Origin of the sequence: Burkholderia sp. Bmkn7 (assembly GCF_041103175.1) — a bacterium.
Classification (GTDB): domain Bacteria; phylum Pseudomonadota; class Gammaproteobacteria; order Burkholderiales; family Burkholderiaceae; genus Burkholderia; species Burkholderia cepacia.
The window spans coordinates 1,535,628-1,558,760 of the sequence record NZ_JBGCUH010000002.1 but is presented as its reverse complement, the minus strand read 5'-3'; the positions used below and the strand labels follow the sequence as shown (position 1 = coordinate 1,558,760).

Sequence of the window (23,133 nt, the reverse complement as noted above, 5' to 3'; positions counted from 1 at the left end):
CGAGCGCCTACGCCTGAATACCCGCCCAACCGCTGTCAGGCCGCAGGAAGTGACGATCGCGGTGGAAGCGAGTATACCCAACCCGATCGAAGAACTCGAGAATCTGGATCGCACGCTTGCGGCCGAGCCCCGTCGCGTCGCGGAACGTCGCGGCATCGAGCCCGCCGTCGCGCGACGGCGCGAGATGCGCAACCAGTTCCGCGAGTTCGCGCACGACGTCCGCGTGATAGAACAGGTCGCGCACGACCTGGTGCACGTCGCCGCGCCGTGCGAGCTTGCGCAGCACGGTACGCACCGCGTCCTCGGCCGCCCCCGTGTCGCGGGCCAGGTCGCGCACCCACGGCGGATCGAAGCGCCCCGCATGAATCTGCGGCAGCAGTTGCTGCGCCAACGCTTCTTCACGCGGCTCGAGGCTCACCGAATGCAACGGCAGGTGCAGCCACGGCCCGCTTCGCGCCACTTCGCCGCCGGTCACCAGCGCATCGACGAGCGCGCGCCACAGCGCATCGCCGGCGAGCGGCGCCGCCATCCGCCGCAGCCGCGCGGCGTCGAGCCCCTGCTCGTCGGGCATGCGCTCGTGATACGCGCGCAGCGCATCGATCGCCCGCGTCTGCAGCGCACGCCAGTGCGCATGCGCAATCACCGCTCCGTCATTCGACGCGGCGTCGCGCTGCCCGATCGCCAGCGCGTCATCCGGCAAAACCAGCGCGTTCGGCGCAAAACCCGTCAGATGCGTGAGCATCGCGCGCGGGACGCCGAGCGGCGCCTGCGCGAGCAGCGCATCGAGACGCCCGGCGTCGAGCCATTCGGCCAGCGCGTCGAGCCACGCGCGGCGCTGCGGCGTGCGACGCTTGCGCGCCGGCCCGAACGGGTCGAGCACGCGGCCGCCGCCGACCGTGCGCGTCGCCTGCGGATTGCGGACGATGAACCGGTCGCCCGGCAACGCAAACACCGGTTCGTCGAATACCAGCTGCACGCGCATCCGCTGGCCGGCCGCAAGCGTATCGCCGTCGAGCAGCGCGACATGCGCGACGCGATGCAGCGTGCCGAGATGCACGTGCAGCGGTGCCCAGTGCGTGAGCGTCAGCCCCGCATCCGCGAGCAGCGTCAGTTCGACGTCGAGACGCGGCGACGTCGCGACGAGCCGCGCATCGGCCACGGTATCGCCGCGCTCGACATCGGCCTTGTCGACCCCGGCCAGGTTCAGTGCGCAACGCTCGCCCGCGCGGCCGGCCTCGACCGGCCGGTTCTGCGCATGGATGCTGCGCACGCGCGCCGCACCGCCCGTGCGCACGATCGCGAGCGTATCGCCGGTCGCGACGCGGCCCGCGAACGCGGTGCCCGTCACGACGGTGCCCTGCCCCGAGAGCGTAAACACACGATCGACCGCGAGCCGGAACAGCCCGTCGTCGCGGCGTGCGCGCCACGCGATCGCCGCGTCCGCCAGGTGACGCTTCAACGCGGCGACACCCGGATCGTCCACGGCCGTCGCCCGCGTTTCGAAGATCGGCACGCCGGCCAGCGTCGAATCGTTCAGCCACGCGGCGATCTCGTCGCGCACCTCGGCCACACGCGCGGCGTCGACGCGATCGCACTTCGTCAGCGCGACGGCGCCATGCGTGACGCCGAGCAGTTGCAGGATCGCGAGATGCTCGCGCGTCTGCGGCATCACGCCGTCGTCGGCGGCAATCACGAGCAGCGCGAAGTCGATCCCGCATGCGCCGGCCGCCATCGTGTGAATCAGCTTCTCGTGGCCCGGCACGTCGATCAGGCCGAGCACGTCGCCGTTGTCGAGCGGCGTATACGCATAACCGAGTTCGATCGAGATGCCGCGCGCCTTCTCTTCCTTCAGGCGGTCGGTATCGACGCCCGTCAGCGCGCGCACCAGCGTCGTCTTGCCGTGGTCGATGTGTCCGGCGGTACCGACGATCATGCAGCGGGCCCCGCGAGCGGCACGCATTGCGCGACGAACGCCGCCTCGTCGGCCGCTTCGAGGCAGCGCAGGTCGAGCCGCAGCGCGTTGTCGGCCACGCGGCCGATCACCGGGCGCGGCCATTCGCGCAGCCGCTTCTCGAGCTGCGCGAGCGCGCGGCCGCCGCGCTTGCCGTCCGCCGTGCGCACGACGAGCCCGGCGCTCGGCAGCTGGTCGACCGGCAGCGCACCGCTGCCGATCTGGCTGAACATCGGCTCGACCGCTACGTCGAAACCGCCGCCTAGCGCGGCCTGCAGCGCCGGACGCACGCGTTCGGCGGCCTCGGCGATCTCGCCGTGCGGGCGCGTCAGCAGGCGCAGTGTCGTGAGCCGGTCGCGCAGGAACTCGGGAGACTGGTAGAGGCGCAGCACGGGTTCGAGCGCCGCGAGCGTCAGCTTGCCGACGCGCAGCGCGCGCTTGAGCGGATGTTTCTTGATCTTCGCGATCAGCGCGCGATCGCCGACGATCAGGCCGGCCTGCGGCCCGCCAAGCAGCTTGTCGCCGCTGAACGTGACAACGTTTGCGCCGGCGGCGATGGTTTCCTGCACGGTCGTCTCGTGCGGCAGGCCCCATTGCGTCAGGTCGGCGAGCGTGCCGCTGCCGAGATCGACGGCGACCGGCAGCCCGTACTCGCGCGCGAGCGGCGCGAGTTCGGCGAGCGACGTCTCCTTCGTGAAGCCGCTGATCGCGTAGTTGCTGCAGTGCACCTTCATCAGCAGCGCGGTGCGCGGGCCGATTGCCTCCGCGTAGTCGCGCAGATGGGTGCGGTTGGTCGTGCCGACTTCGCGCAGCCTGGCGCCCGCGCGGCTCATGATGTCGGGGATGCGGAATGCGCCGCCGATCTCGACCAGCTCGCCGCGCGACACGACGACTTCCCGCTTCGTCGCCAGCGCCGACAGCGCCAGCAGCACGGCCGCCGCGTTGTTGTTGACGACGGTCGCGGCTTCCGCGCCCGTCAATTCGCACAGCAGATCGTCGATCAGGTCGTCGCGATCGCCGCGGCGGCCCGTGGCGAGGTCGAATTCGAGGTTGACGGGGCGCGTGAGCGCGTCGACCACCGCGCGCACCGCGTCGTCGGGCAACAGCGCGCGCCCGAGGTTCGTGTGCAGCACGGTGCCGGTCAGGTTGAACACGGTGCGCACCGCGCCCGTGCTCTGCGCGGCCAGCGCGCGCGCGACGGCCGCGGCGATGCGCGGTTCGTCGAGCGGTTCGGCCCCCGCCGGATCGTGTTGCGCGGCGGTACGCCAGCGTTCGAGCTCCGCGCGCACGGCGTTCAGCACGCGCGTGCGGCCGTAGTCGGCGAGCAGCGGTTGCAGCGGCGCCGACGACAGCACGCGCTCGACCGACGGCACACGCGCCAGCACGGCATTCAGTTCATTCAAACCGGGTTCGGTCACGTCGTGGTGGCTCCAGTCTCATGCTTCGCAGTCGGCCGGCGCCGGCGCTCGCGCGCCGCCCCGGCCGATGTCGTCAATCCGCTTCCTGCGCGACGTCCGGCCACAGCAGCGGGTTCGGCGAACTGCGCTGGTAACCGGCCTCGTTCATCAGCAGGTCGAGCGTGAGGCTCGCGAGATCGTCCGCCAGCGGCTCGAACTCGTAGTCCTTGTCCTGATAACCGATCTTGCGATAGGTCTTGCACTCGTCGCACGATTCGGCCTTGACGGATTCGCTACCGCCCTCGATCCCGTGATACGCGATGCCTTTCGTCGAATCGCAGTGCGAGCACTTCGTGCGCACCATGTGCCACTCGGTCGTGCACAGCCCGCACTGCAGGAAACGGTAGCCCTGGTACTGCCCGCCGACCCGCACGACGCTCGCGACCGGGTGCGTGCCGCACACGGGGCACAGCCCCGGCTGGTCGAGATACGGGACGTCGGCCGGCGCAACGCAGCTTGCGAGATCCGTCCAGACGACCTGCAGCGCGGCCATCAGGAACGGCGCGGTGGCCGGATCGACTTCGGCGAAGCGCAGCGCGAGGATCGCGTCGGCCTGCGCGTCGAGTTCGGCGGGCGCCATCAGGCGCAGCCGGTCGAGCAGCTTCGCGAGCTGCGGGTTGACGAGCCCGGCGCCTTCGACGCGGTCGAGCAGTTCGTACAGCACGGCACGCCATTGCGGGTTGCGCTCGCCGTCGAGCGCCGGTATGAGCGGCATCGAATGCTGCTGTGCAAGCGCGATCGCTTCCTTCGACGGCAGCGGCAGTTCCAGCGCCTGCAGTGTCGCGTGCTGCGCATCGGCGACGGTGGCCATCAGCCGCAGGTAGCCGCTGATCGGGTTCAGGTCGGCCAGCTTGCGCAGCCGCGCGGCGCGCGCCGAGAACGCGGTGGCGCGCTCCGGCAGGCGAAAGCGCGGGATGGCCGAATGATCGAGTGTCGAGATCTCGGTCGGTTCGAGGATGCGTTGTGTCACAAAAATGTCTTCCAAATAAACAAGCGCCGACGCATCGGCGCTTTCGGGCGGTTCCGGCGAAGGAACGGAACGCCCCGCCGCGATCGGCGAGCCGCCCCGCTCCGGTGCGTTATTTCACGCTTTCACGGAACCACTTCGGGTGATGCTTGCGAGCCCAGCCCAGCGTGACGGTGCCGCGCACCATCGCGCCGATCGAGCCCTTCACCCACAACGCCGCGTAAATGTGCACGATGATGCTCGCGATCAGCACGAAGGCCGCCACGGCATGCACGACAGCGGCCGCGCGGATCACCCCGATCGGGAAGTAGAACGAGAAGTAACGCCGCCAGATCACGACTCCCGACAGCAGGAGCAGCAACAGGCACGCCACCAGCGTGAAGAATAGCAGCTTCTGCCCGGCGTTATAGCGCCCGACGGGCGGCAGCTTGTCCTCCTGGTTGGTCAGCACGTCGCCGATCTGCCTCAGCCATTGGCGATCGTCCGCATCGAGCGCGTTGTGGTGCCAGAAGCGCACGACCAGGATCGCGAACGACACGAACATCACGAGGCCGGCGAACGGATGCAGGATCCGCGTCCACTGGCCGCCGCCGAACAGCGCGGTCAGCCAGAACATCGACGGATGAAACAGCGCGAGCCCGGACAGCGCGAGCAGCACGAACGTGATCGCGGTGATCCAGTGGTTCGTGCGCTCGTTCGGCGTGTAGCGGACGATCAGGTTGGGGTCGTCGTGGTTCATTTCGCGTCCTCCTTGATGCGTCGCGCCTCGTCGCGGGCGGCGGCTTCCTCGTCGTCGGTGACCTCGTTCGGACCGACCCGCGTGTAGTGGAAGAACCCGGCCAGCGCGGTCAGCGCGAGGCCCGCGACCGCGAGCGGTTTCGCGATGCCCTTCCACAGCTTCACCATCGGGCTGATCGACGGGTTGTCGGGCAGCCCGTGGTACAGCGACGGTTTATCGGCATGGTGCAGCACGTACATCACGTGCGTGCCGCCGACGCCCTGCGGGTCGTACAGCCCCGCATGCTCGAAGCCGCGCTCCTTCAGGTCCTCGATCCGCTCGGCCGCGTGCTGCTTCATGTCCTCCTTGGTGCCGAACACGATCGCGCCCGTCGGGCAGGTCTTCACGCAGGCCGGTTCCTGGCCGACCGCGACGCGGTCGGAACAGAGCGTGCACTTGTACGCGCGATGATCCTTCTTCGAGATCCGCGGGACGTTGAACGGGCAGCCGGTCACGCAATAGCCGCAACCGATGCAGTTCTCCTCGTGGAAATCGACGATCCCGTTGTTGTACTGCACGATCGCGCCCGGCGACGGGCACGCCTTCAGGCAGCCCGGATCCTCGCAGTGCATGCAGCCGTCCTTGCGGATCAGCCACTCGAGGTCGCCCGCCGGGTTCTCGTATTCGGCGAACCGCATCACCGTCCACGAGTGCTCGGAGAGGTCGGCCGGGTTGTCGTACACGCCGACGTTGGTGCCGACTTCGTCGCGCAGGTCGTTCCACTCCATGCATGCCGTCTGGCATGCCTTGCAGCCGATGCACTTCGATACGTCGATCAGCTTCGCGACGCTCCCGGTCACCGGTTCGCGCACCGTGGGCGGTGGCGTCGTGGTGGCCGAGACGCGCTTGATATCCAGCGATTGCAATGCCATCTCTTTCCCCTTACGCCTTTTCGACCTTCACCAGGAACGACTTGAATTCCGGTGTATAGGAGTTGCCGTCACCCACGGACGGAGTCAGGGTATTCGCGAGATAGCCGGGCTTCGTCACACCCTTGAAGCCCCAGTGCAACGGGACACCGACCGTCTGGACCTTCTTGCCGTCGACCATCAGCGGCTTGATCCGCTTCGTGACGAGGGCGACCGCGATGATGTAGCCGCGCTTGGACGACACCTTCACGCGATCGCCATGCACGACGCCGACTTCCTTCGCGAGGTCTTCGCCGATCTCGACGAATTGCTCGGGCTGGATGATCGCGTTCAGCCGCGCATGCTTGGTCCAGTAGTGGAAATGCTCGGTCAGCCGGTACGTGGTCGCCGCGTGCGGGAACTCCGGTGCCTGGCCGAACGACGCCCGGTCGTCCGGGAACACGCGGGCGGCCGGGTTGTTCAGCGCCAGCGGGTTGTTCGGGTGCAGCGGGTTCGTGCCGATCGGCGTTTCGAACGGCTCGTAGTGCTCGGGGAACGGGCCTTCGTTCATCCCCGCACGCGCGAAGAAGCGCGCGACGCCTTCCGGATTCATGATGAACGGCCCCATCCCGTTTTCGGGTGGTTCGTCCGCCTTGAAATCGGGGATGTCGGCGCCCTTCCACGCGCTGCCGTTCCAGCCGATCAGCTTGCGGGTCGGGTCGAACGGCTTGCCGCTCACGTCGCACGATGCGCGGTTGTACAGAATCCGCCGGTTCGCCGGCCAGGCCCACGCCCAGTTCAGCGTCTGGCCGATGCCGGTCGGATCGGAGTTGTCGCGCCGCCCCATCTGGTTGCCGGCCTGCGTCCAGGCTCCGCAGAAGATCCAGCAGCCGCTCGCGGTCGTGCCGTCGTCCTTCAGCTGCGCGAACGCGGCCAACTGCTCGCCTTTCTTCACGAGCGTCTTGGCCGGATCCTTCGGATCGGGCTGGTCGGCGAGCGCCTTCCCGTTGAACTCCATCGCGAGTTCTTCGGGCGTCGGGCTTTCCGGGTTCGCGTACGGCCAGGTCAGGTTGACGATCGGGTCCGGATACTTGCCGCCGTCCGTCTGGTACATCTTGCGCATGCGCAGGAACAGCCCCGACATGATCTCGAGGTCGCTACGCGCTTCGCCCGGCGGCTCCGCGCCCTTCCAGTGCCATTGCAGCACGCGGCTCGAACTCACGAGCGAACCGTTTTCCTCCGCAAAACACGTGGTGGGCAGACGGAACACCTCGGTCTGGATCTTCGACGCGTCCACGTCGTTGTAGTCGCCGTGATGCTTCCAGAACTCGGACGTCTCGGTCGCGAGCGGATCCATGATCACGAGCCACTTGAGCTTCGCGAGCCCCGCCGCCGTCTTCACCTTCGACGGCGCCGCCGCGAGCGGGTTGAAGCCCTGGCAGATGTAGCCGTTCATCTTGCCGGCATTCATCAGCTCGATCGCCTGCAGCAGGTCGTACTGCTTGTCCAGCTTCGGCAGGTAGTCGTAGGCCCAGTTGTTCTCGGCGGTCGCCGCGTCGCCCCACCAGGACTTCATGAAGCTGACGTGGAAGGCCTTGTAGTTCTTCCAGTAGCTCAACTGGTTCGGCCGCAGCGGCTGCTGCACGCGCTTCTTGATGTAGCCGTCGAAATCCTGCTCGGCCTGCATCGGCAGCGTCATGTAGCCCGGCAGCAGGTTCGACATCAGCCCGAGGTCGGTCAACCCCTGGATGTTCGAGTGGCCGCGCAGCGCGTTCATCCCGCCGCCGGCGATGCCGATGTTGCCGAGCAGCAGCTGCACCATCGCGCCGGTGCGGATGATCTGCGCGCCGATCGAGTGGTGCGTCCAGCCGAGCGCGTACAGCACCGTGCCGGCGCGGCCGGGAACGGCGGTGGTCGCGAGCATCTCGCACACCTTCAGGAACTTCTCCTTCGGCGTGCCGCAGACCTGCTGGACCATGTCCTGCGTATAGCGCGCGTAATGCTGCTTCAGCAGGTTGTACACGCAACGCGGGTGCTGCAGCGTCGGGTCGACCTTCACGAAGCCGTCGTCGCCGCGCTCGTAGTCCCAGCTCGATTTGTCCGGGTACGCGTGTTTCTCCGCGTCGTAGCCGGAATAGATGCCGTCGTTGAACGCGAAATCCTCGCGCACGATGAACGAGAAGTCCGTGTAGTTCTTCACGTACTCATGCTGGATCTTGTCGTTCGTCAGCAGATAGTTGATCACACCGCCCAGGAAGACGATGTCGGTGCCGGTGCGGATCGGCGCGTAGTAGTCGGCCACCGAGGCCGTACGCGTAAAGCGCGGGTCGACGACGATCAGCCGCGCCTTGCGGTGCGCCTTCGCCTCCGTTACCCATTTGAAACCGCACGGATGGGCCTCGGCTGCATTGCCGCCCATCACGAGAATCACGTCCGCGTTCTTGATGTCGACCCAATGGTTCGTCATCGCTCCACGGCCAAACGTCGGGGCAAGACCTGCCACCGTCGGGCCATGTCAGACACGCGCCTGATTGTCGAATGCGAGCATCCCGAGACTGCGAACCGTCTTGTGCGTCAGGTAGCCGACCTCGTTGCTGCCCGCCGACGCGGCCAGCATGCCCGTCGTCAGCCAGCGGTTGACCTTCGCGCCGTCCTCTGCCGTCTCGACGAAGTTCGCGTCGCGGTCGGCCTTCATCAGCTTCGCGATCCGGTCGAGCGCGTCGTTCCACGAGATCGGTTCCCACTTGTCCGAGCCGGGCGCGCGATACTCGGGGTGCGTCAGGCGGTTCGGGCTGTGGATGAAGTCGATCAGGCTCGCGCCCTTCGGGCACAGCGTGCCGCGATTGACGGGATGGTCGGGATCGCCTTCGATGTGGATGATGCTCGGCTGCGCGTTCTTCGCGCCGTCTCCGAGGCTGTACATCAGGATGCCGCAACCCACTGAACAGTATGGACAGGTGTTGCGCGTTTCGACGGTGCGCGCCAGCTTGTACTGTCGGACTTCGGCGAGCGCTTCGGACGGAGAGAAGCCCATCAGGGCTAGACTCGATCCGGCAAGCGACGTAGCCGTCACCTTCAGGAACTGGCGCCGGGACATTTGGAGCATGGCTGGTCTCGGCGTTATTGTGGGGGGTGAGGAAACTGAAAGGAATTATAGACAGTTCGCGCAACTATGTTCGAATCTTCGGATCAATACTGAATTGTCTGATTACCAACGATGACCCGCGTTCCGCGCGCCACCGAACCGTCATGAAACGACAGATCACCTCCGAAGCCACCCGTCTCGCGCAACAACAGGCCAACTGGGCCCTCACAGCGTTCAAGCGCTTCTCGGCCGACCGTTGCTCCGCGATGGCCGCTGGCATTGCATTCTTCTCCGCGTTCTCGCTCGCGCCGATGCTCGTGATGGTGATTGCCGTGGCCGGCTGGTTCTACGGCGACGATGCCGCGCGCGGCCAGGTGTTCGAACAGGCGCACCAGCTGATCGGCGACGACGCGGCGGCCAGCATCCAGACGATCGTGCAGAACGCGCACCGCGCGGGCCAGCGCGGCGGCCTCGCGACCCTGATCTCGTTCGCCGCGCTGGCCATCGGCGCGTCGGCCACCTTCGCGTCGCTCAGCGCCGCGCTCAGCGTGATCTGGCCGGCCACTGAGAACCGCTGGTCGAGCATGCTCGGGCTCGTGCGCGTGCGGCTGATCTCGTTCGGGCTCGTGCTCGGCGTCGCGTTCCTGCTGATCGTGTCGCTGGTGCTCGACACCGCGATCACGTTCGTCGGCACCTGGCTGCTGGGCAATTCGCCGTACGTGGTCGTCACGAACCTCGTGCAGTTCTTCGTCGGCATCGCCGTGCTCGCGGGCGCGTTCGCATCGCTGATGAAGTTCCTGCCCGATGCGCGCGTCGCGTGGCGCGACGCCGCGATCGGCGGCATCGTGTCCGCGATCCTGTTCTCGGGCGGCAAGAAACTGTTCGCGCTGTACCTCGCGCACGCGGGCACCGCCAGTGCATTCGGCGCGGCCGGATCGTTCGCGGTCCTGCTGATGTGGCTGTACTTCTCCGCGATCGTGCTGCTGCTCGGCGCGGAATTCGCGGCGGCCCGCGGCAACGCGCATCGTCTCGCCGGTACCGCACCGGCCGCGCCCGCTCAAGCCGACCGGCCCGTCGATCGCATGCGCGACGACTGATTCACGCTGTTAGCAACGTAGCGGCCCGACCCCGCACACCCGTCTGCCTTCCTGCAACCACGTAGTCCGCCGCGCATTCGCGCGACGTTGATACGTCCTTTGCACGCCTCGGCTTCGTTGTCGCAACCGCAAACGTTTGCATGCCTCCATTTCTGCCCGCCAACGGGCCGAAACAGGCTGTCTGCCGCAATGCGCATCAACTTTTGAAACAATCGCGCCGCAGCAATTGTCAACTATTTCAAAAATGAGAACAGTCGTTGATGTGCTTGATCTATATGGACTTTTTCGCGCTGTTACCTTTTCGAGACACTTTATTTTTTAGGCTTTCTTGCGTCTATGGCACTGAGCTATTCTCCAATCCGCAACAAATAACGATGAATCACTTGCGTGGAGAAACTCAACGATGAAGAAACTTGCTCTCTCGACCCTCTCGCTCGCCCTGCTGGGCGCCGCCGGCGCTGCTCAGGCACAGTCGAGCGTGACGCTGTACGGCGTGATCGACACGTCGATCACCTATGTTCACGGTAACGCAGGTCAAGGCAACAATTCGTGGTCGATGGGTAGCGGCAACCTGCAAGGCAGCCGTTTCGGCCTGAAGGGTTCCGAGGACCTCGGTGGCGGCCTGAAGGCGATCTTCCAGTTGGAAAACGGCTTCAACTCGGCATCGGGCGCACTGGGCCAGGGTGGTCGCATGTTCGGCCGCCAGGCATTCGTCGGCCTGCAGAGCGACCAGTACGGTACGGTCACGCTCGGCCGTCAGTATGACCCGCTCGTCGACCTGGTTCAGGCAGTCACGGCTGACAACTATTTCGGCAGCGTGTTCGCCACGCCGGGCGACGTCGACAACAACGACAACAGCCTGCGCGTCAGCAACGCAGTGAAGTACACGTCGCCGGTCTGGGCAGGCCTGCAGGTCGAAGCGATGTACGCATTCGGCGGAGTTGCAGGTTCGACCGGCAAGGGTCAGACGTGGGCAGCAGCAGCAGCGTACAACAACGGCCCGCTCGGCCTGGCTGCCGGCTACTTCCACGCGAACAACGCATCGGCACTCAGCACCAACGGCACGCGTAGCGGCTGGGCCGGCTCGTCGGACGCGATCTTCGACGGCGATTCGGGCACGACCTTCATCAACAACGCGTTCACGTCGTCGACGTCGATCGGCATCGCGCAAGTGGCTGGCCAGTACGCATTCGGCCCGGTGACGGTCGGCGCCGGTTACAGCAACGCGCAATACAAGGCAGACGGCAACTCGGCGTTCGGCACGAACCAGAAGTACAACACGGGTCGCGCGTTCGTCACGTATCAGGCATCGGCACCGCTGCTGCTCGGCCTCGGCTACATCTACACGAAGGGCAACGGCGACAACAACGGCAAGTACCATCAGGTTTCGCTGGGCGCCGATTACTCGCTGTCGAAGCGCACGGACGTCTACCTGGTTGGCGCGTATCAGCACGCAAGCGGCAAGAACGCGGACGGCACCGATGCGCAAGCGTCGATCGGCTCGTACGGTATCGCCGGCAAGAGCTCGCAAGAGCTGGTCGCACTCGGCCTGCGCCACAAGTTCTAAAAACGAAGTATCCGGCGTGCACGGCGTCTCCGACGCCTTGCCGCCGACCTGGAAAGCCAGCCCCGGTTTCGGCCGCGGCTGGTTTTTTTTCGTCCGTCTCCGATGCGCCGGCAGCCCTCGCACGGGCCGGCGGCCCGGACCCGAACCCACGCGCACACCGACCGGCCCTCAGCGGCGCCTGGCGGCCGTAAAGCGCCGGGAACGCCGTTTGCGGATCGTCGCGCCGGTCGCCATCCGTCCGCCGAGCGGCTACCATCCGCATTGCCGGCGCCGCTCGTCCGGTGCGATCGCGATGTGCCGCAGCGTGTCGATTTCGGCAACCGTCGCCCGTCGTGTGGATGGCGGCACACGGTTTGCCGCTGCCCCATACAGACAGGAGACTCGTCATGACGATTCAGAAGATCACGCCTTTCCTCTGGTATTCGACGGAAGCCGAAGAAGCAGCGGCCTTCTATGCAGGCATCTTTCCGGATTCGCGCATCGTGCGCGTCACGGCGGTGCCCGGCACCGACGGCACACGCATGGTCGAGTTCGAGCTGTTCGGGCAGCCGTTCTTCGCGATGAGCCACCCGCGCACCGACACGTTCAACCACGCGATCTCGCTGCTGGTCAGCTGCGCCGACCAGGCGGAACTCGACCGCTACTGGAACGCCCTGCTCGACAACGGCGGCACGGCCGACGCCTGCGGCTGGCTGCGAGACCGCTACGGCGTCTCGTGGCAGATCGTTCCGGAAGCGCTGATCCCGATGATGTCCGACCGCGACACCGTCAAGGCCACGCGCGTGGCCGCCGCGATGATGCAGATGGTCAAGCTCGACGACGCCGCGCTGAAAGCCGCCTTTGCCGGTACGGCCGGCTGACGATGCCTGTCGCATAAGCGCGTGCGAGTGATGCGCCGGGTCGCCGGACCGGCGTCCGGCTCGACGGCATGCGCGTGCGACAGCGTCGCAAACGCCCATGCTCCTCGTCGGCCTCGCCCGCAAGCCGGCTACGTTCGCGGCATCTGCGGCGACGTCGACAGCATCGATTCGACCGTTCGCCGCGCGTAGCCGATGAATGCGGCGAGGGGTTCGCCCGACAGGATCGCCGTGTCTTCCTCTTCGCCGAGATAGGCGGCGCGCGCCGCCGCCACAACCGGACGGTACGTTTCCGGCAGACGCGCCAGCGCCCATGTCGCCGCGACGTCCTTGGGCGCGATCCTGCCGGTCGCGGCGCTGTACCAGATGCGCGCGAGCGCGAGCACCACGTTGCACTCGTCGCCGCGCCAGCCCGGTTCGGCATGCCACTGCGCGACGGTCGCCAGCAACGCGGCGACAAAATCCCCCTCGGGCACCGGCTCGAGCAACGCAGCAGCCGGCGGGCCGGCCAGCGCGACACTGTGCTGCCGCACCTTCGTCAACAGGATCGCCAGATCGTGATCGACGAGCGCCGGCTCGACGATGCCGGCTTCGAGATCGTGACGCAGCCACTCGCCGAACTGCAGTTCGCGCCGCGCCGGATGACGCCACGGCACGATTTCGTCGTGCGCGACGACGGTCACTTCCAGTGCGCGCATGCCGCCTGCGCGGCCGGGCGGCGCCGACACGGCGAGCAGGCCGAGCATCAGCGCACGCCGCGTCGGCTCGTCGGGCCGGGCCGACACCGTCGCCAGCAGGTCGATGTCGCTGCGCGGTTTCAGTCCGCCGTCGAGCGCCGAGCCGAACAGGTGGATCGCGTTCAGCGTCGCGCCGAGATGCCGCTCGATCGTGTCGCATGCGGCGGCGACCTGCGCCGCGATTTCGTCGGGAATGGTTTCAGTCACGATGCGTGTGTCTCGCGAAGCGTACGCAACACGCGCAACCGGCGCGGCGAGCGCGAGCCCCTGTGAGTGGATTGCCGTTCGTCATCGCGCATGCACGACACGTCGTCGAGCGTGCATTACGCGTCGAACCGGACTTTCCGCCATTTCGCTTCCGCACGTCCGCACGTCTTCGCTGCCGCGCGCTTTGCGCAGCGCAATAAAAATCCCCGCACGCTTTCGCGTACGGGGATCGTCGGACTTCGCAACGGCTGCCGAATGCATTCGGCAGCCGCCGCGCGGCATTACGCTGCCGCGTCCTTCAGCTTCTTCAGCGCACGTGCCTTCACGCGCACGCTGGCCGGCTTCGCCGGGAACCAACGCTCTTCGCCCGTGAACGGATCCTTGCCGAAGCGCTTCTTCTTCGCCGGCACGACTTGTGCCGTGATCTTCAGCAGACCCGGCAGCGTGAACTCGCCCGCGCCCTTCTTGTGGACCGAGCCGAGCACGACGTTCTCGAGTGCGACGAGCACTGCCTTGACCGCCTTCACTTCGACAGCCGCGCGCTCAGCGATGTGCGTTGCGAGCGATGCCTTCGTGAACTTGTCCTTCAGCGGCGTCGGAGCGGCCGGTGCCGCCTTCGCGACAACCTTCTTTGCCACTACTTTCTTCGCGGGCGCAGCCTTTTTGGCAGCCACTTTCTTGGTGGCGGGTGCGGCAGCCTTCTTGGCCACCTTTTTTGCGGAAGTCGCCATGTTTCTCCTACCAGGTGTGGTCGTTGGATACACGAAGCGTGCAACGCGCGCGCTTCAACGCCGGATTCTACAAGCGCCGTGACGCTTCGTGCAGTACTTTTGTGCGTTTTCGCGGGGTTTCCCGCAGGTTTTTTTGCATGCGGGCGATTTCATCGACGCTCCAGCATCAAAAAACGCCTTCACGTATGCATCCGAACGCGAATTACGTTCGATATTTGCGCACCTATACTGGGCTCGCTCAATGCCCGGATGCCTCCATGCGCGAAGCCCGATACGTCAAAGGACTCGACGGCCTGCGAGCCCTCGCCGTCATCCTCGTTTTCCTGTCCCACAAGGGCCACGTCCTTGCCGTCGACGTCGGCAAGCTTGGCGTGTGGACGTTTTTCCTCATCAGCGGATTCCTGATCGTCGGCGAGCTGCATCGCAATCGCCAGGCGGTCGAGTGCGGCACCATGACACGCCGCCATGCGCTCGCGCTGTTCCTCGCGAAGCGCGCGCTGCGAATCTTTCCCGTCTATTACCTGCTGCTCGCCGCGCTCGCGATCGCGCACGCGCTGTTCTACCAGCGCGGCGTCAATCTCGGGCTCGCGTGGCACGCGGTGTTCCTGTCGAATTACTGGATCGGCGTCGTGAAGGACGGCTGGCCGGGCTCCACGTCGCACTTCTGGAGCCTCGCGGTTGAACAGCAGTTCTATCTGATCGCGCCGCTCGCGCTGCTCGCGGTGCCGACCGCGCGACACGTCGCGCTCGGCATCGCGGCCGTCGTGCTGTGCGCGCTCGCGCATCTCGCGCTCTACCTGTGCGACGCTTCGCCGGTGCTGATCTACGCATTTTCCCCGTGGAATTTCGCGCTGATCGCGCTCGGCGGCGTCGGCGCGATGGCGCTTGCCGGACGCGGCGCGGCCGCCGTGCGCCGCGTGCCGCCCGGTTGGCTCGGCGCGGCAGGCGTCGTGTTCTTCCTCGTGCTGCCCGCATGCACGGCACTCCCCGACGCAATTGCGGGGCTCGCGGATCTCGGCCTGTCCGCGTCGCTCGGCGCGCTGCTGCTGTGGATCGTCAGCGAACCCGAGCATCCGGTCGTGGCGCTGCTCGACTGGGCGCCGCTCGTGTATCTCGGCACGATCAGCTACGGCTTCTACCTGTTCCACAACCTGATTCCGACGCGCTTCGGCGTGCTGCCCGCGCACTTCGCGCACGGGGCAATACCGGAAATCGTCCGCGAAACGCTGCCCGAGATGCTGCAGTTCGCGCTCGCCGTGCTGCTCGCGCACCTGTCCTGGCGCTACCTCGAAAAGCGGCTGCTCGACTTCAAGAAGCCGGTCGCCGCGATGCTGGCCCGGCGGTTCGTCGCACAGCCGGGCACGTCGGCACGTTGAATGCCGCACGGATGCCGATACGATCGAACGGGAAAACCGCGATTCGGGCCACACCCTGAAGCCGACACCCGGCCAGCGTGGCGTGGCGCCCCGTCATCGACCGGCACCGGCAGAACCGCTGCGGCCCCGAACATCGACGTGCAGCACGCAATCGAATCGCGACAGAGACCGCCCGGTCGCCCGACCGCCCGCCGCGGCACCGGTTTCAGGCGTGACGCCCATGCTTGCCCGAGCGCCCGGCTCCGCATGCGGCAACGCTCGCGCGGCAAACCCGCCACCGCACTCACGTCGACGGTGCGCACCGGAATCACGCATCCGCTCGCCCGTATACGCAAAAAAGCCCCGGCGCGCGAGCGGCCGGGGCCAACGGAACAACCACCACCTGAAACAACGGAGCGCGAGGCTGCTTAGGCGACAGCAGCCAACGCGGGCAAGCAGGTACGCAGGTAGGCCTCGAATTCGCGGCTCACTTCCGGATGCTGGAGCGCGAGCTCGACGGTGGCCTTGAGATAGCCGATCTTGCTGCCGCAGTCGAAGCGCGTGCCGTAGTAGCGATACGCGAGCACCTGCTCGTTCGCGAGCAGCGACTGGACCGCGTCGGTCAGCTGCAGCTCGCCGCCGGCGCCCGGCTTGAGCTTGCGCAGGTGATCGAAAATCGTCGGCATGAACACGTAGCGGCCGACCACGCCGAGATTCGACGGCGCATCCTCGGGCGCGGGCTTCTCGATGATGCCCGACAGCTTGATGATGTCCTCTTCCCATTCGCGGCCTTCGACGACGCCGTACGAACGGCTGTCGTCGCGCGCGATCGTCTCGACCCCGATCACCGAGCTGTGATAGTGGTCGAACACGTCGACGAGCTGCTTCAGCACCGGCTGTTCGCCGTGCAGCAGGTCGTCGGCGAGAATCACCGCGAACGGCTCGCCGTGCACCAGCTTCTCCGCGCACAGCACCGCGTGGCCGAGGCCGAGTGCTTCCGGCTGGCGCACGTAGAAGCAGTTGACGTGGCTCGGCTTGATGCCGCGCACGAGCTCGAGCAGCTTTTCCTTGCCGCGCGCCTCGAGCTCGGCCTCGATCTCGTACGACTTGTCGAAGTGATCCTCGATCGCGCGCTTGCTGCGCCCGGTAACGAAGATCATCTCGGTGATACCGGCGTTGATCGCTTCCTCGACCGCGTACTGGATCAGCGGCTTGTCGACGACGGGCAGCATTTCCTTCGGGCTCGCCTTCGTTGCCGGGAGGAACCGCGTGCCGAGACCGGCAACGGGGAACACGGCCTTGGTGACTTTCAACATGTTCGCATCCTGATTGCGTTGACTGCGCCGCGTCGACCAGCGACCCGGCGCGATTGTGTTCCGAACGGCATATCGAGAATCGACGGTACTGCCAATTCGACTCCGCTCATTATCGATATGGACTGATTGCCCAATGATTCCGGAAAAAATATAATCCTTTCAACCCGGTCGATATTGCCGAACCGAGTGCCGAGGCAGAAACAAATTACCGATTTTCCAGATACAAATTCTTACGATTCGAATTCCTCGATATAGGGCACGCCGCCCCGTTCGAGCCCCGGGCGAATCGGTTCGTTCTTCAGCGCCTCGCGGTACGCCGACAGCACGGCCATGACCAGCAGTACTGCAGCGCTCGCGATCCAATGCATGTCCATCTTGCCGCTCCTTGCATCAATCAACTGGAGCTTCAAACTATCAGAAAAAAATCGGTAAATAATTGACCCGCCTCGCGGAACCGCTTTCCGAACGCGATAAAACCATGATGTGGAATACCGATATTTCCCGGTGAGATTTTTTTATTCATTGATCGAATTCTTGCGCATTACGATTGGATGAAACTTCCCGTCCATCCGTCGCAAGGAATCGAATCGCATGCAAGCTTTCAGCGGATCGTCTCTGACCGCGCCGCCCGTCGCCGACCACAAGGAACACGTGATCGACGCGATGCGCGGCTTCGCGGCGCTGCTCGTCGCCTATTTCCACTGCCGGCAGGTCGTCTGGGTCGGCATGCAGAGCTTCCATCACGCTTACGGCCATGCGCTCAACCCGGGCGCGATCGCCGGCTACCTGACCTTTCCGTTCGCGTGGGGCTCCGCCGGCGTGCCGATCTTCTTCGTGATCAGCGGCTACTGCATCCACCGCAACGCGGCGCTCAAGCTGGCGGCCGATCCCGCGTACCGGCTCGACGCGCCGAACTTCTGGATGCGCCGGTTCGCGCGCATCTACCCGGTGCTGCTCGCCGCGCTGCTGTTCACGCTCGCGCTCGACTCGGTCAGCCTGCAGATCGAGCCCGTCAGCCACAAGATCCGCGACGTCGGCCTCGTCGCGTTCCTCGTGAACCTGTTTTCGCTGCAGGGCGTCGCCGGCTACACGTACGGGTCGAACGGCGCGCTGTGGACGCTGTCGCTCGAAGTGCAGTTCTACGCGATCTACCCGCTGCTGTTCGCGGTACGCCGGCGCATCGGCATGCCGGCGGTCGTGGCCGCGGTCGCGCTCGTCAACGTCGCGTCGGCGTGGCTGCTCGAACGGCACGACCTGCAGTTCTTCACGTCGTACTGGCTGTCCTGGACGATCGGCGCGTGGATCGCCGACGTGCGCGCACAGTCGCCGCGCGACGCAATCGCCGTGCCGTCACGTGCGTGGTACGGCGCGGCCGCCGTGCTGCTGGCCGCCGGCTGCGGCGCATTCCATTTCGGCCAGTACGGTGCATTCCAACTCTGGTCGGCCGGCTTCGCGTGCTTCCTGTACCGCGCGCTCGCCCGCCCGCCGCGCACGACGCCGCCGCTGCGCGTGCTGAGCTGGTTCGGCGACTTCAGCTATTCGCTGTACCTGATTCACCTGCCGCTGTTCGTCTGCCTCGGCTCGGTGCTGTTCCATTCCGAACTGCAGTTGTCGATCTGGCCGTCGTTCGCGTTCATGGCCGTCGCGATCCCGGTCGCGTACCTGTTCTACCGGATGTTCGAACGGCCCGCGATGACGTGGTCGGCCAGCTTCAAGCCGACCCGCCCCGCCCGCGTCGTTACGTCGGCGCCCGAACGGGCCGCCTGATCCGGCCGGCCCGGGTTCCCGAGCCCCCGCGCGGCACCCCGCCGCGCGGGGGCTTTATCGTGGCCTGAGCGCGTCGGCACGCCGGGTTGACCGGATGGGCAGGACTCCGGCGCCGGGCCGCGCCACGACCCGCCTGGGCCGTCCTCGGCCGGCTTTCGCTGGGCGGGGTGCCCTGGGCATCGTCTTCTCGAGTCGTCTTCTCGAGTCGTCTTCTCGCGTCGTCTTCTCGCGTCGTCTTCTCGCGTTGTCTTCTCGCGTTGCCTACTCGCGTTGCCTTCTCGCGTCTCCCTCTCGCGCCGCCCTCTCGCATCGCCCGCCGCTCCCCCAACGGCGATCGTGCAAACACGCGCCCGCCACACGACGCAATGACCTGCCCGCCACTCGCCCGACCAGCCCCCGCGCTGAAAAGCAAAGCCCCCACGCAGCGTATTGCCGCATGAGGGCTCGTTCCCCGGGGCGGCTCGCGCCGGCTACTGCTTTTTCGCCTTCGCGGCCTTCGCCGTATCCGCGAGAATCTTCTCGACCCGCTCCACGTAGGTTTCGGTGCCGAACCGGCGCACCGCCGTCGCACGCCCGCTCGCGACGAGCCGCTCGCGCAGCGCACCGTCGCGCTTCAGCGTATCCAGCGCCCCGGCCAGCGCGGCCGCATCGCCCGGCGTGCAGAGCAGCCCGTTGTCGCCGTCCTCGATGATCTCGACGACGCCGCCCGCGCGGGCCGCGACAACCGGCCGGCGCGCGAGCATCCCCTCGACGATCACGCGCCCGAACGGCTCGGGCGTGATCGACGTATGCGCGACGACGTCGACCGCCGTCATGCACGCGGCCACGTCGCGCTGGAACCCGAGGAAATGCACGCGCTCGTCCATCCGGTGCCGGGCGACGAATTCGTGCAACTGCGCCGCGTATTCGTCCTCGCCGAACAGCGGCGCGCCAACCAGCACCACGTGCATGTCGGGATGCCGCGCGGCGGCCTCCAGCAGCACGTGCTGCCCCTTCCAGTGCGCGAGGCGGCTGAACGAACCGACGAGCCATGCGTGCTCGGGCAACCCCAGCCGCGCGCGCAGTGCGGCCTGGCTGACGCCTTCCAGCGCATCGAACGGCTCGGCCGAAATGCCGTTGAACACGACGTCGACGTGCTGCGGCGTGAAGCCCGTCAGCGCGCGGAACGCCTGCGCGGACGCGTCGGAGTTCGCGATCACGCGCGTGACGCCGAGCCGCGCGCAGTACTTGATCGCCAGCAACTGCTTGCTGCCGAAATGGTCGGTGCTGACGATGTCGCGCAGATGCCACACCACCGGCTTGCGCGCGAGCCGCCCGGCCAGCGCGGCGACCACCATCGCGCGCTGCGTGTTCGCGTAGATCACCTCGGCGCGGCGCGCCCGCCGTGCCACATCGCGCACGAGCCGCACGAGCTGCTTCACCGCGCCGACCGACACGCCGCCCTGCTTGCGCACGCCCGCGAGCGCGCCCTGGTCGACCACGTCGACGCGCGCGCCGATCTCGTCGAGCGCCGCACGGAACGGGCCGTCGTCGAACAGCAGCACGTCGGCGTTCGCGCGCATGTGCTTCATGATCTCGAGCAGCGACAGCTCGGCGCCGCCAAGCACGCCGCTCTGGTCGAGCACGAGCGTCGCCGGGCCGCGCGCGGCAGGCAGCGGCGCGACGGCCGTACCGCGCTGCGCGGTCGAGCCGGGCAGCGCGGCTTCCACGTAGTCGAGAAAGCGCCGCCGGAACGTATCGGCGGAAAACCGCTCCGCGTTCGCGCGGCATGCGTCGGGCGTGAAGCGCTGCGGCGCGCGCTCGAAATCGTCGACGGCCGCGACGATCGCGTGCGGCGTCTGTTCGTCGAAGAAGAGCCCGGTCGGATTCCGGTTCGACTGCGGGTCGAGCACGGTTTCGAGCGCGCCGCCCTTGCCGTACGCGATCACGGGCGTGCCGCACGCCTGCGCCTCGACGACCGAGATCCCGAAATCCTCCTCGGCCGCGAACACGAACGCCTTCGCGCGCCGCATCCGGTCGTGCAGTACCGCGAACGGCTGGTAGCCCATGATCTCGACGTTCGGGCCGGCTTTCGCGCGGATCTTCTGCATCTCGGGGCCGTCGCCGATCACGACGAGCTTGCGCTCGGGCGTCTTCGAGAACGCCTCGACGATCAGGTCGATTTTCTTGTAAGGCACCATCCGCGACGCGGTCAGGTAGAAATCCTCCTTCACCGCGTTCAGCGAGAACGCATCGACGTCGACCGGCGGAAAGATCACCGCCGCGTCGCGGTGGTAGACCTTCTTGATGCGCCGCGCGATGAACGCCGAGTTCGCGACGAAGCCGTCCACCGCGTTCGCGGTGCGCGTGTCCCAGTTGCGGATGTAATGGAGAATCATCCGCGCGAGCAGCGATTTCGGCCCGTGCGTGAGGTTCGACTGTTCCAGATACTGGTGCTGCAGGTCCCACGCATAGCGGATCGGGGAATGCACGTAGCTGATGTGCACCTGGTCCGGCCCGGTCAGCACGCCCTTCGCGACCGCGTGGCTGCTCGAGATCACGAGGTCGTACTCGGACACGTCGAGCTGCTCGATCGCGAGCGGCATCAGCGGCAGGTAGCTGCGGTACTTGGTGCGGGCGAACGGCAGCTTCTGGATGAACGACGTCGTCACCGGCTTGCCGCGCACGAACGCGCGATCGTCGAGAAAATCGACGAGGCTGAACAGGTCCGCGTCGGGAAAGCACGCGACGATCTGTTCGAGCACGCGCTCGGCGCCCGCATAGGTGACGAGCCAGTCGTGGACGATCGCCACGCGCAGCGCACGCGCCGGCTGCCGCGCGCCGGCCCGTTCGGGTGGCACCGCGCGGTGCAGCGCGGCAGCATCGCTCGGGTGGGCCACGGCGGCGTCGGCCGTGGCGAGATTCAGGACGGCGTGTTCCGCCAGATCGCGATTCATATGGTTTTCCTCGCATTGAGACGGACAAACAGGTCGCGCACGAGCGCGCGCAACCCAGGCGTCATCGTGAGCGACCACGCGACGTTCAGCACCAGCACGACCGCGCACATGCCGATCGACTCGCCGAGCCCCGACCAGGCCTGCGCCAGAAACAGGCTCGCGAGCAGGAAGGCGAGATGGGCGAGCATGTCGAGCACGATCGCGCGCATCCGGATCGCCGACAGGTACAGCAGCACGCCGTAGTCGACGAGCGCGCGCGCCGCGACGACCACCGCCGCGCCGATCAGCCCGAAGTGATGGATGCCGAACCACAGGCCGCCGACGAAGAACGGCATCTCGACGAGCCCGGCGAATGCCGCGCGGGCCGGATTGACCTGCGACTGGATCAGGATGCGCGTGACGCTCGCCTGGCCGACGAGCCACACGCTGATCACCAGCACGCGGCCGACCGGCGCCGAATGCGCGGCGAGATCGGCGCCGACCCACAGCGTGAGGAACGGCGCGAGCGCGAAGATCGCGACGATGCCGACCGGCGTGAACACGCCGTTCAGGAATTCGAGCGACTGGCGCGCGAGCGTATCCGCGTGATCGCGGCCGACCGCCGACAGGCGCGGGAACAGCGTGCGCACGAGCGCGTTCGGCAGCATGTTCAGGCGCGTGACGAGGTTCTGCGGCACCGTGTAGTAAGTGACGAACTTCGCGCCCATGCCGGCGCCGAGCATCACGCGGTCGAGCGTGTCGGCGATCATGCTCGTCGTGCTCGCGATCAGCATCCAGCCGCCGAAATTGAACAGCCCTTTCGCGGTGCCCCATTGCGGCGGGTCGATGCGCCGGATCCCGAGCACCTTGATGCTGGCGTGGCCGAGCATCACCGCCGCGATCAGGCGCGCGACGACCGCCGCGGCGAGCACCGTCTGCAGGTTCGGCGCGATCCACCACGCGGCGCCGAGCGGCAGCAGCTGGAACAGGAACGTGCCGATCGTCTGGTTCGTGTTGAACACGCCGAAGCGTTCGGCACCGTTGATCGCGCCGGCGAACACCCACGACACGTTCGCCAGCGGAATCGCGAGCGCGAGCCACGGCAGCGCGAGATACACCTCGTGCTGCATCGCCGCCGACACCTTCGTGAAGTAAGCGGTGTAGATGAACGCGCCGAAATAGATCAGCAGCCCGCCCACGATGCCGGTGCCGAGGTTCAGCCAGAACGCGCTCCAGAACACGCGCGCGCTTTCGTCGTCGTTGCCGCTCGCGAGCGCCTTCGAGATGTGGTTCTGCGCGGCCATGCTCATCCCGAGATCGAGGATCCCGAAATAGCCGATCAGCGTCCACACGAGGCTGACGACGCCATAACGTTCGACGCCGAGCGCGTGGATATACGCGGGCACCGTCACCAGCGACACGAAGGTCGGCAGGATCAGCCCGATGAAGTTGATCGAAACGTTCTTGAGTATGCCTTTGTCCATGCTTCTGCCTTGTG

At 66.7% G+C, this 23,133-nt stretch carries 17 protein-coding genes; 5 read left to right on the top strand and 12 right to left on the bottom strand.

Features of this window, described 5'->3' with window-relative positions; translation table 11 throughout:
* Positions 1-7: 7 nt before the first annotated feature.
* The 6 genes from selB to fdnG form a co-directional block, all read right to left on the bottom strand.
* Positions 8-1,933 carry a selenocysteine-specific translation elongation factor gene (gene selB / locus AB3K92_RS12985; protein WP_369465213.1) on the bottom strand — a complete coding sequence of 642 codons (1,926 nt, stop codon included), beginning with the start codon at positions 1,931-1,933 and terminating at the stop codon, positions 8-10.
* A complete protein-coding gene (selA, locus tag AB3K92_RS12980; protein WP_369465212.1) occupies positions 1,930-3,369 on the bottom strand; it encodes an L-seryl-tRNA(Sec) selenium transferase in 1,440 nt (479 codons plus the stop codon). The genes selB and selA overlap by 4 nt, the downstream gene beginning before the upstream one ends.
* A 73-nt stretch (positions 3,370-3,442) precedes the next feature.
* Positions 3,443-4,378: a formate dehydrogenase accessory protein FdhE gene (gene fdhE, locus AB3K92_RS12975; protein WP_369465211.1), complete on the bottom strand. Its 936-nt coding sequence runs from the start codon at positions 4,376-4,378 to the stop codon at positions 3,443-3,445.
* 109 nt (positions 4,379-4,487) lie between these two features.
* A complete protein-coding gene (locus AB3K92_RS12970; protein WP_226202020.1) occupies positions 4,488-5,114 on the bottom strand; it encodes a formate dehydrogenase subunit gamma in 627 nt (208 codons plus the stop codon).
* On the bottom strand, positions 5,111-6,025 hold the full coding sequence (gene fdxH, locus AB3K92_RS12965; protein WP_021162865.1) for a formate dehydrogenase subunit beta: 915 nt from the start codon (positions 6,023-6,025) through the stop codon (positions 5,111-5,113). The genes AB3K92_RS12970 and fdxH overlap by 4 nt, the downstream gene beginning before the upstream one ends.
* Positions 6,026-6,035: 10 nt before the next feature.
* Positions 6,036-9,107: a formate dehydrogenase-N subunit alpha gene (fdnG, locus tag AB3K92_RS12960; RefSeq protein WP_081056026.1), complete on the bottom strand. Its 3,072-nt coding sequence runs from the start codon at positions 9,105-9,107 to the stop codon at positions 6,036-6,038.
* A gap of 143 nt (positions 9,108-9,250) precedes the next feature.
* Here fdnG and AB3K92_RS12955 point away from each other — a divergent pair, with 143 nt between their 5' ends.
* The 3 genes from AB3K92_RS12955 to AB3K92_RS12945 all read left to right on the top strand — a co-directional run bounded on the left by AB3K92_RS12955 (position 9,251) and on the right by AB3K92_RS12945 (position 12,610).
* On the top strand, positions 9,251-10,183 hold the full coding sequence (locus tag AB3K92_RS12955) for a YihY/virulence factor BrkB family protein (protein ID WP_060155493.1): 933 nt from the start codon (positions 9,251-9,253) through the stop codon (positions 10,181-10,183).
* Positions 10,184-10,586: 403 nt separating this feature from the next.
* Positions 10,587-11,750 carry a porin gene (locus AB3K92_RS12950; RefSeq protein WP_021162863.1) on the top strand — a complete coding sequence of 388 codons (1,164 nt, stop codon included), beginning with the start codon at positions 10,587-10,589 and terminating at the stop codon, positions 11,748-11,750.
* A 386-nt stretch (positions 11,751-12,136) separates the two neighbouring features.
* On the top strand, positions 12,137-12,610 hold the full coding sequence (locus AB3K92_RS12945; RefSeq protein WP_042977429.1) for a VOC family protein: 474 nt from the start codon (positions 12,137-12,139) through the stop codon (positions 12,608-12,610).
* A 128-nt stretch (positions 12,611-12,738) separates the two neighbouring features.
* On the opposite strand, the gene AB3K92_RS12940 is transcribed toward AB3K92_RS12945, so the two are convergent.
* Complete coding sequence (locus AB3K92_RS12940) at positions 12,739-13,551, bottom strand: AadA family aminoglycoside 3''-O-nucleotidyltransferase (RefSeq protein WP_369465210.1); 813 nt, start codon at positions 13,549-13,551, stop codon at positions 12,739-12,741.
* A 281-nt stretch (positions 13,552-13,832) separates the two neighbouring features.
* Positions 13,833-14,282 (bottom strand): HU family DNA-binding protein, encoded by a 450-nt coding sequence (locus AB3K92_RS12935; RefSeq protein ID WP_011355701.1) that lies wholly within the window; start codon positions 14,280-14,282, stop codon positions 13,833-13,835.
* 257 nt (positions 14,283-14,539) lie between these two features.
* On the opposite strand from AB3K92_RS12935, the gene AB3K92_RS12930 reads away from it, so the two are divergent.
* Positions 14,540-15,658 (top strand): acyltransferase family protein, encoded by a 1,119-nt coding sequence (locus AB3K92_RS12930; protein WP_369465209.1) that lies wholly within the window; start codon positions 14,540-14,542, stop codon positions 15,656-15,658.
* A gap of 407 nt (positions 15,659-16,065) precedes the next feature.
* Here the strand turns inward: AB3K92_RS12930 and galU are convergent, their stop codons facing one another.
* Both galU and AB3K92_RS12920 read right to left on the bottom strand, forming a co-directional pair.
* Entirely contained in the window at positions 16,066-16,953 is an 888-nt protein-coding gene (gene galU, locus AB3K92_RS12925) for a UTP--glucose-1-phosphate uridylyltransferase GalU (protein ID WP_021162860.1), read from the bottom strand.
* Between the two features lie 230 nt (positions 16,954-17,183).
* Entirely contained in the window at positions 17,184-17,327 is a 144-nt protein-coding gene (locus AB3K92_RS12920; RefSeq protein WP_006479318.1) for a hypothetical protein, read from the bottom strand.
* Between the two features lie 217 nt (positions 17,328-17,544).
* On the opposite strand from AB3K92_RS12920, the gene AB3K92_RS12915 reads away from it, so the two are divergent.
* Positions 17,545-18,720, top strand: a complete 1,176-nt coding sequence (locus AB3K92_RS12915; RefSeq protein ID WP_369465208.1) for an acyltransferase family protein — start codon at positions 17,545-17,547, stop codon at positions 18,718-18,720.
* Positions 18,721-19,190: 470 nt separating this feature from the next.
* Here the strand turns inward: AB3K92_RS12915 and AB3K92_RS12910 are convergent, their stop codons facing one another.
* Both AB3K92_RS12910 and AB3K92_RS12905 read right to left on the bottom strand, forming a co-directional pair.
* Positions 19,191-21,656, bottom strand: a complete 2,466-nt coding sequence (locus AB3K92_RS12910) for a glycosyltransferase family 4 protein (RefSeq protein ID WP_369465207.1) — start codon at positions 21,654-21,656, stop codon at positions 19,191-19,193.
* Positions 21,653-23,119 carry a flippase gene (locus tag AB3K92_RS12905; protein WP_059857220.1) on the bottom strand — a complete coding sequence of 489 codons (1,467 nt, stop codon included), beginning with the start codon at positions 23,117-23,119 and terminating at the stop codon, positions 21,653-21,655. The genes AB3K92_RS12910 and AB3K92_RS12905 overlap by 4 nt, the downstream gene beginning before the upstream one ends.
* Between the last annotated feature and the right edge of the window lie 14 nt (positions 23,120-23,133).

Excerpts from the sequence above, each read along its gene's own strand:
- AB3K92_RS12920 (WP_006479318.1), bottom strand. The coding sequence starts at position 17,327 with ATGGACATGCATTGGATCGCGAGCGCTGCAGTACTGCTGGTCATGGCC.
- AB3K92_RS12950 (WP_021162863.1), top strand. The coding sequence starts at position 10,587 with ATGAAGAAACTTGCTCTCTCGACCCTCTCGCTCGCCCTGCTGGGCGCC.
- AB3K92_RS12910 (WP_369465207.1), bottom strand. The coding sequence starts at position 21,656 with ATGAATCGCGATCTGGCGGAACACGCCGTCCTGAATCTCGCCACGGCC.
- AB3K92_RS12955 (WP_060155493.1), top strand. The coding sequence starts at position 9,251 with ATGAAACGACAGATCACCTCCGAAGCCACCCGTCTCGCGCAACAACAG.
- AB3K92_RS12930 (WP_369465209.1), top strand. The coding sequence starts at position 14,540 with ATGCGCGAAGCCCGATACGTCAAAGGACTCGACGGCCTGCGAGCCCTC.
- AB3K92_RS12905 (WP_059857220.1), bottom strand. The coding sequence starts at position 23,119 with ATGGACAAAGGCATACTCAAGAACGTTTCGATCAACTTCATCGGGCTG.
- AB3K92_RS12935 (WP_011355701.1), bottom strand. The coding sequence starts at position 14,282 with ATGGCGACTTCCGCAAAAAAGGTGGCCAAGAAGGCTGCCGCACCCGCC.
- AB3K92_RS12945 (WP_042977429.1), top strand. The coding sequence starts at position 12,137 with ATGACGATTCAGAAGATCACGCCTTTCCTCTGGTATTCGACGGAAGCC.
- selB (WP_369465213.1), bottom strand. The coding sequence starts at position 1,933 with ATGATCGTCGGTACCGCCGGACACATCGACCACGGCAAGACGACGCTG.
- galU (WP_021162860.1), bottom strand. The coding sequence starts at position 16,953 with ATGTTGAAAGTCACCAAGGCCGTGTTCCCCGTTGCCGGTCTCGGCACG.
- AB3K92_RS12970 (WP_226202020.1), bottom strand. The coding sequence starts at position 5,114 with ATGAACCACGACGACCCCAACCTGATCGTCCGCTACACGCCGAACGAG.
- AB3K92_RS12915 (WP_369465208.1), top strand. The coding sequence starts at position 17,545 with ATGCAAGCTTTCAGCGGATCGTCTCTGACCGCGCCGCCCGTCGCCGAC.
- fdxH (WP_021162865.1), bottom strand. The coding sequence starts at position 6,025 with ATGGCATTGCAATCGCTGGATATCAAGCGCGTCTCGGCCACCACGACG.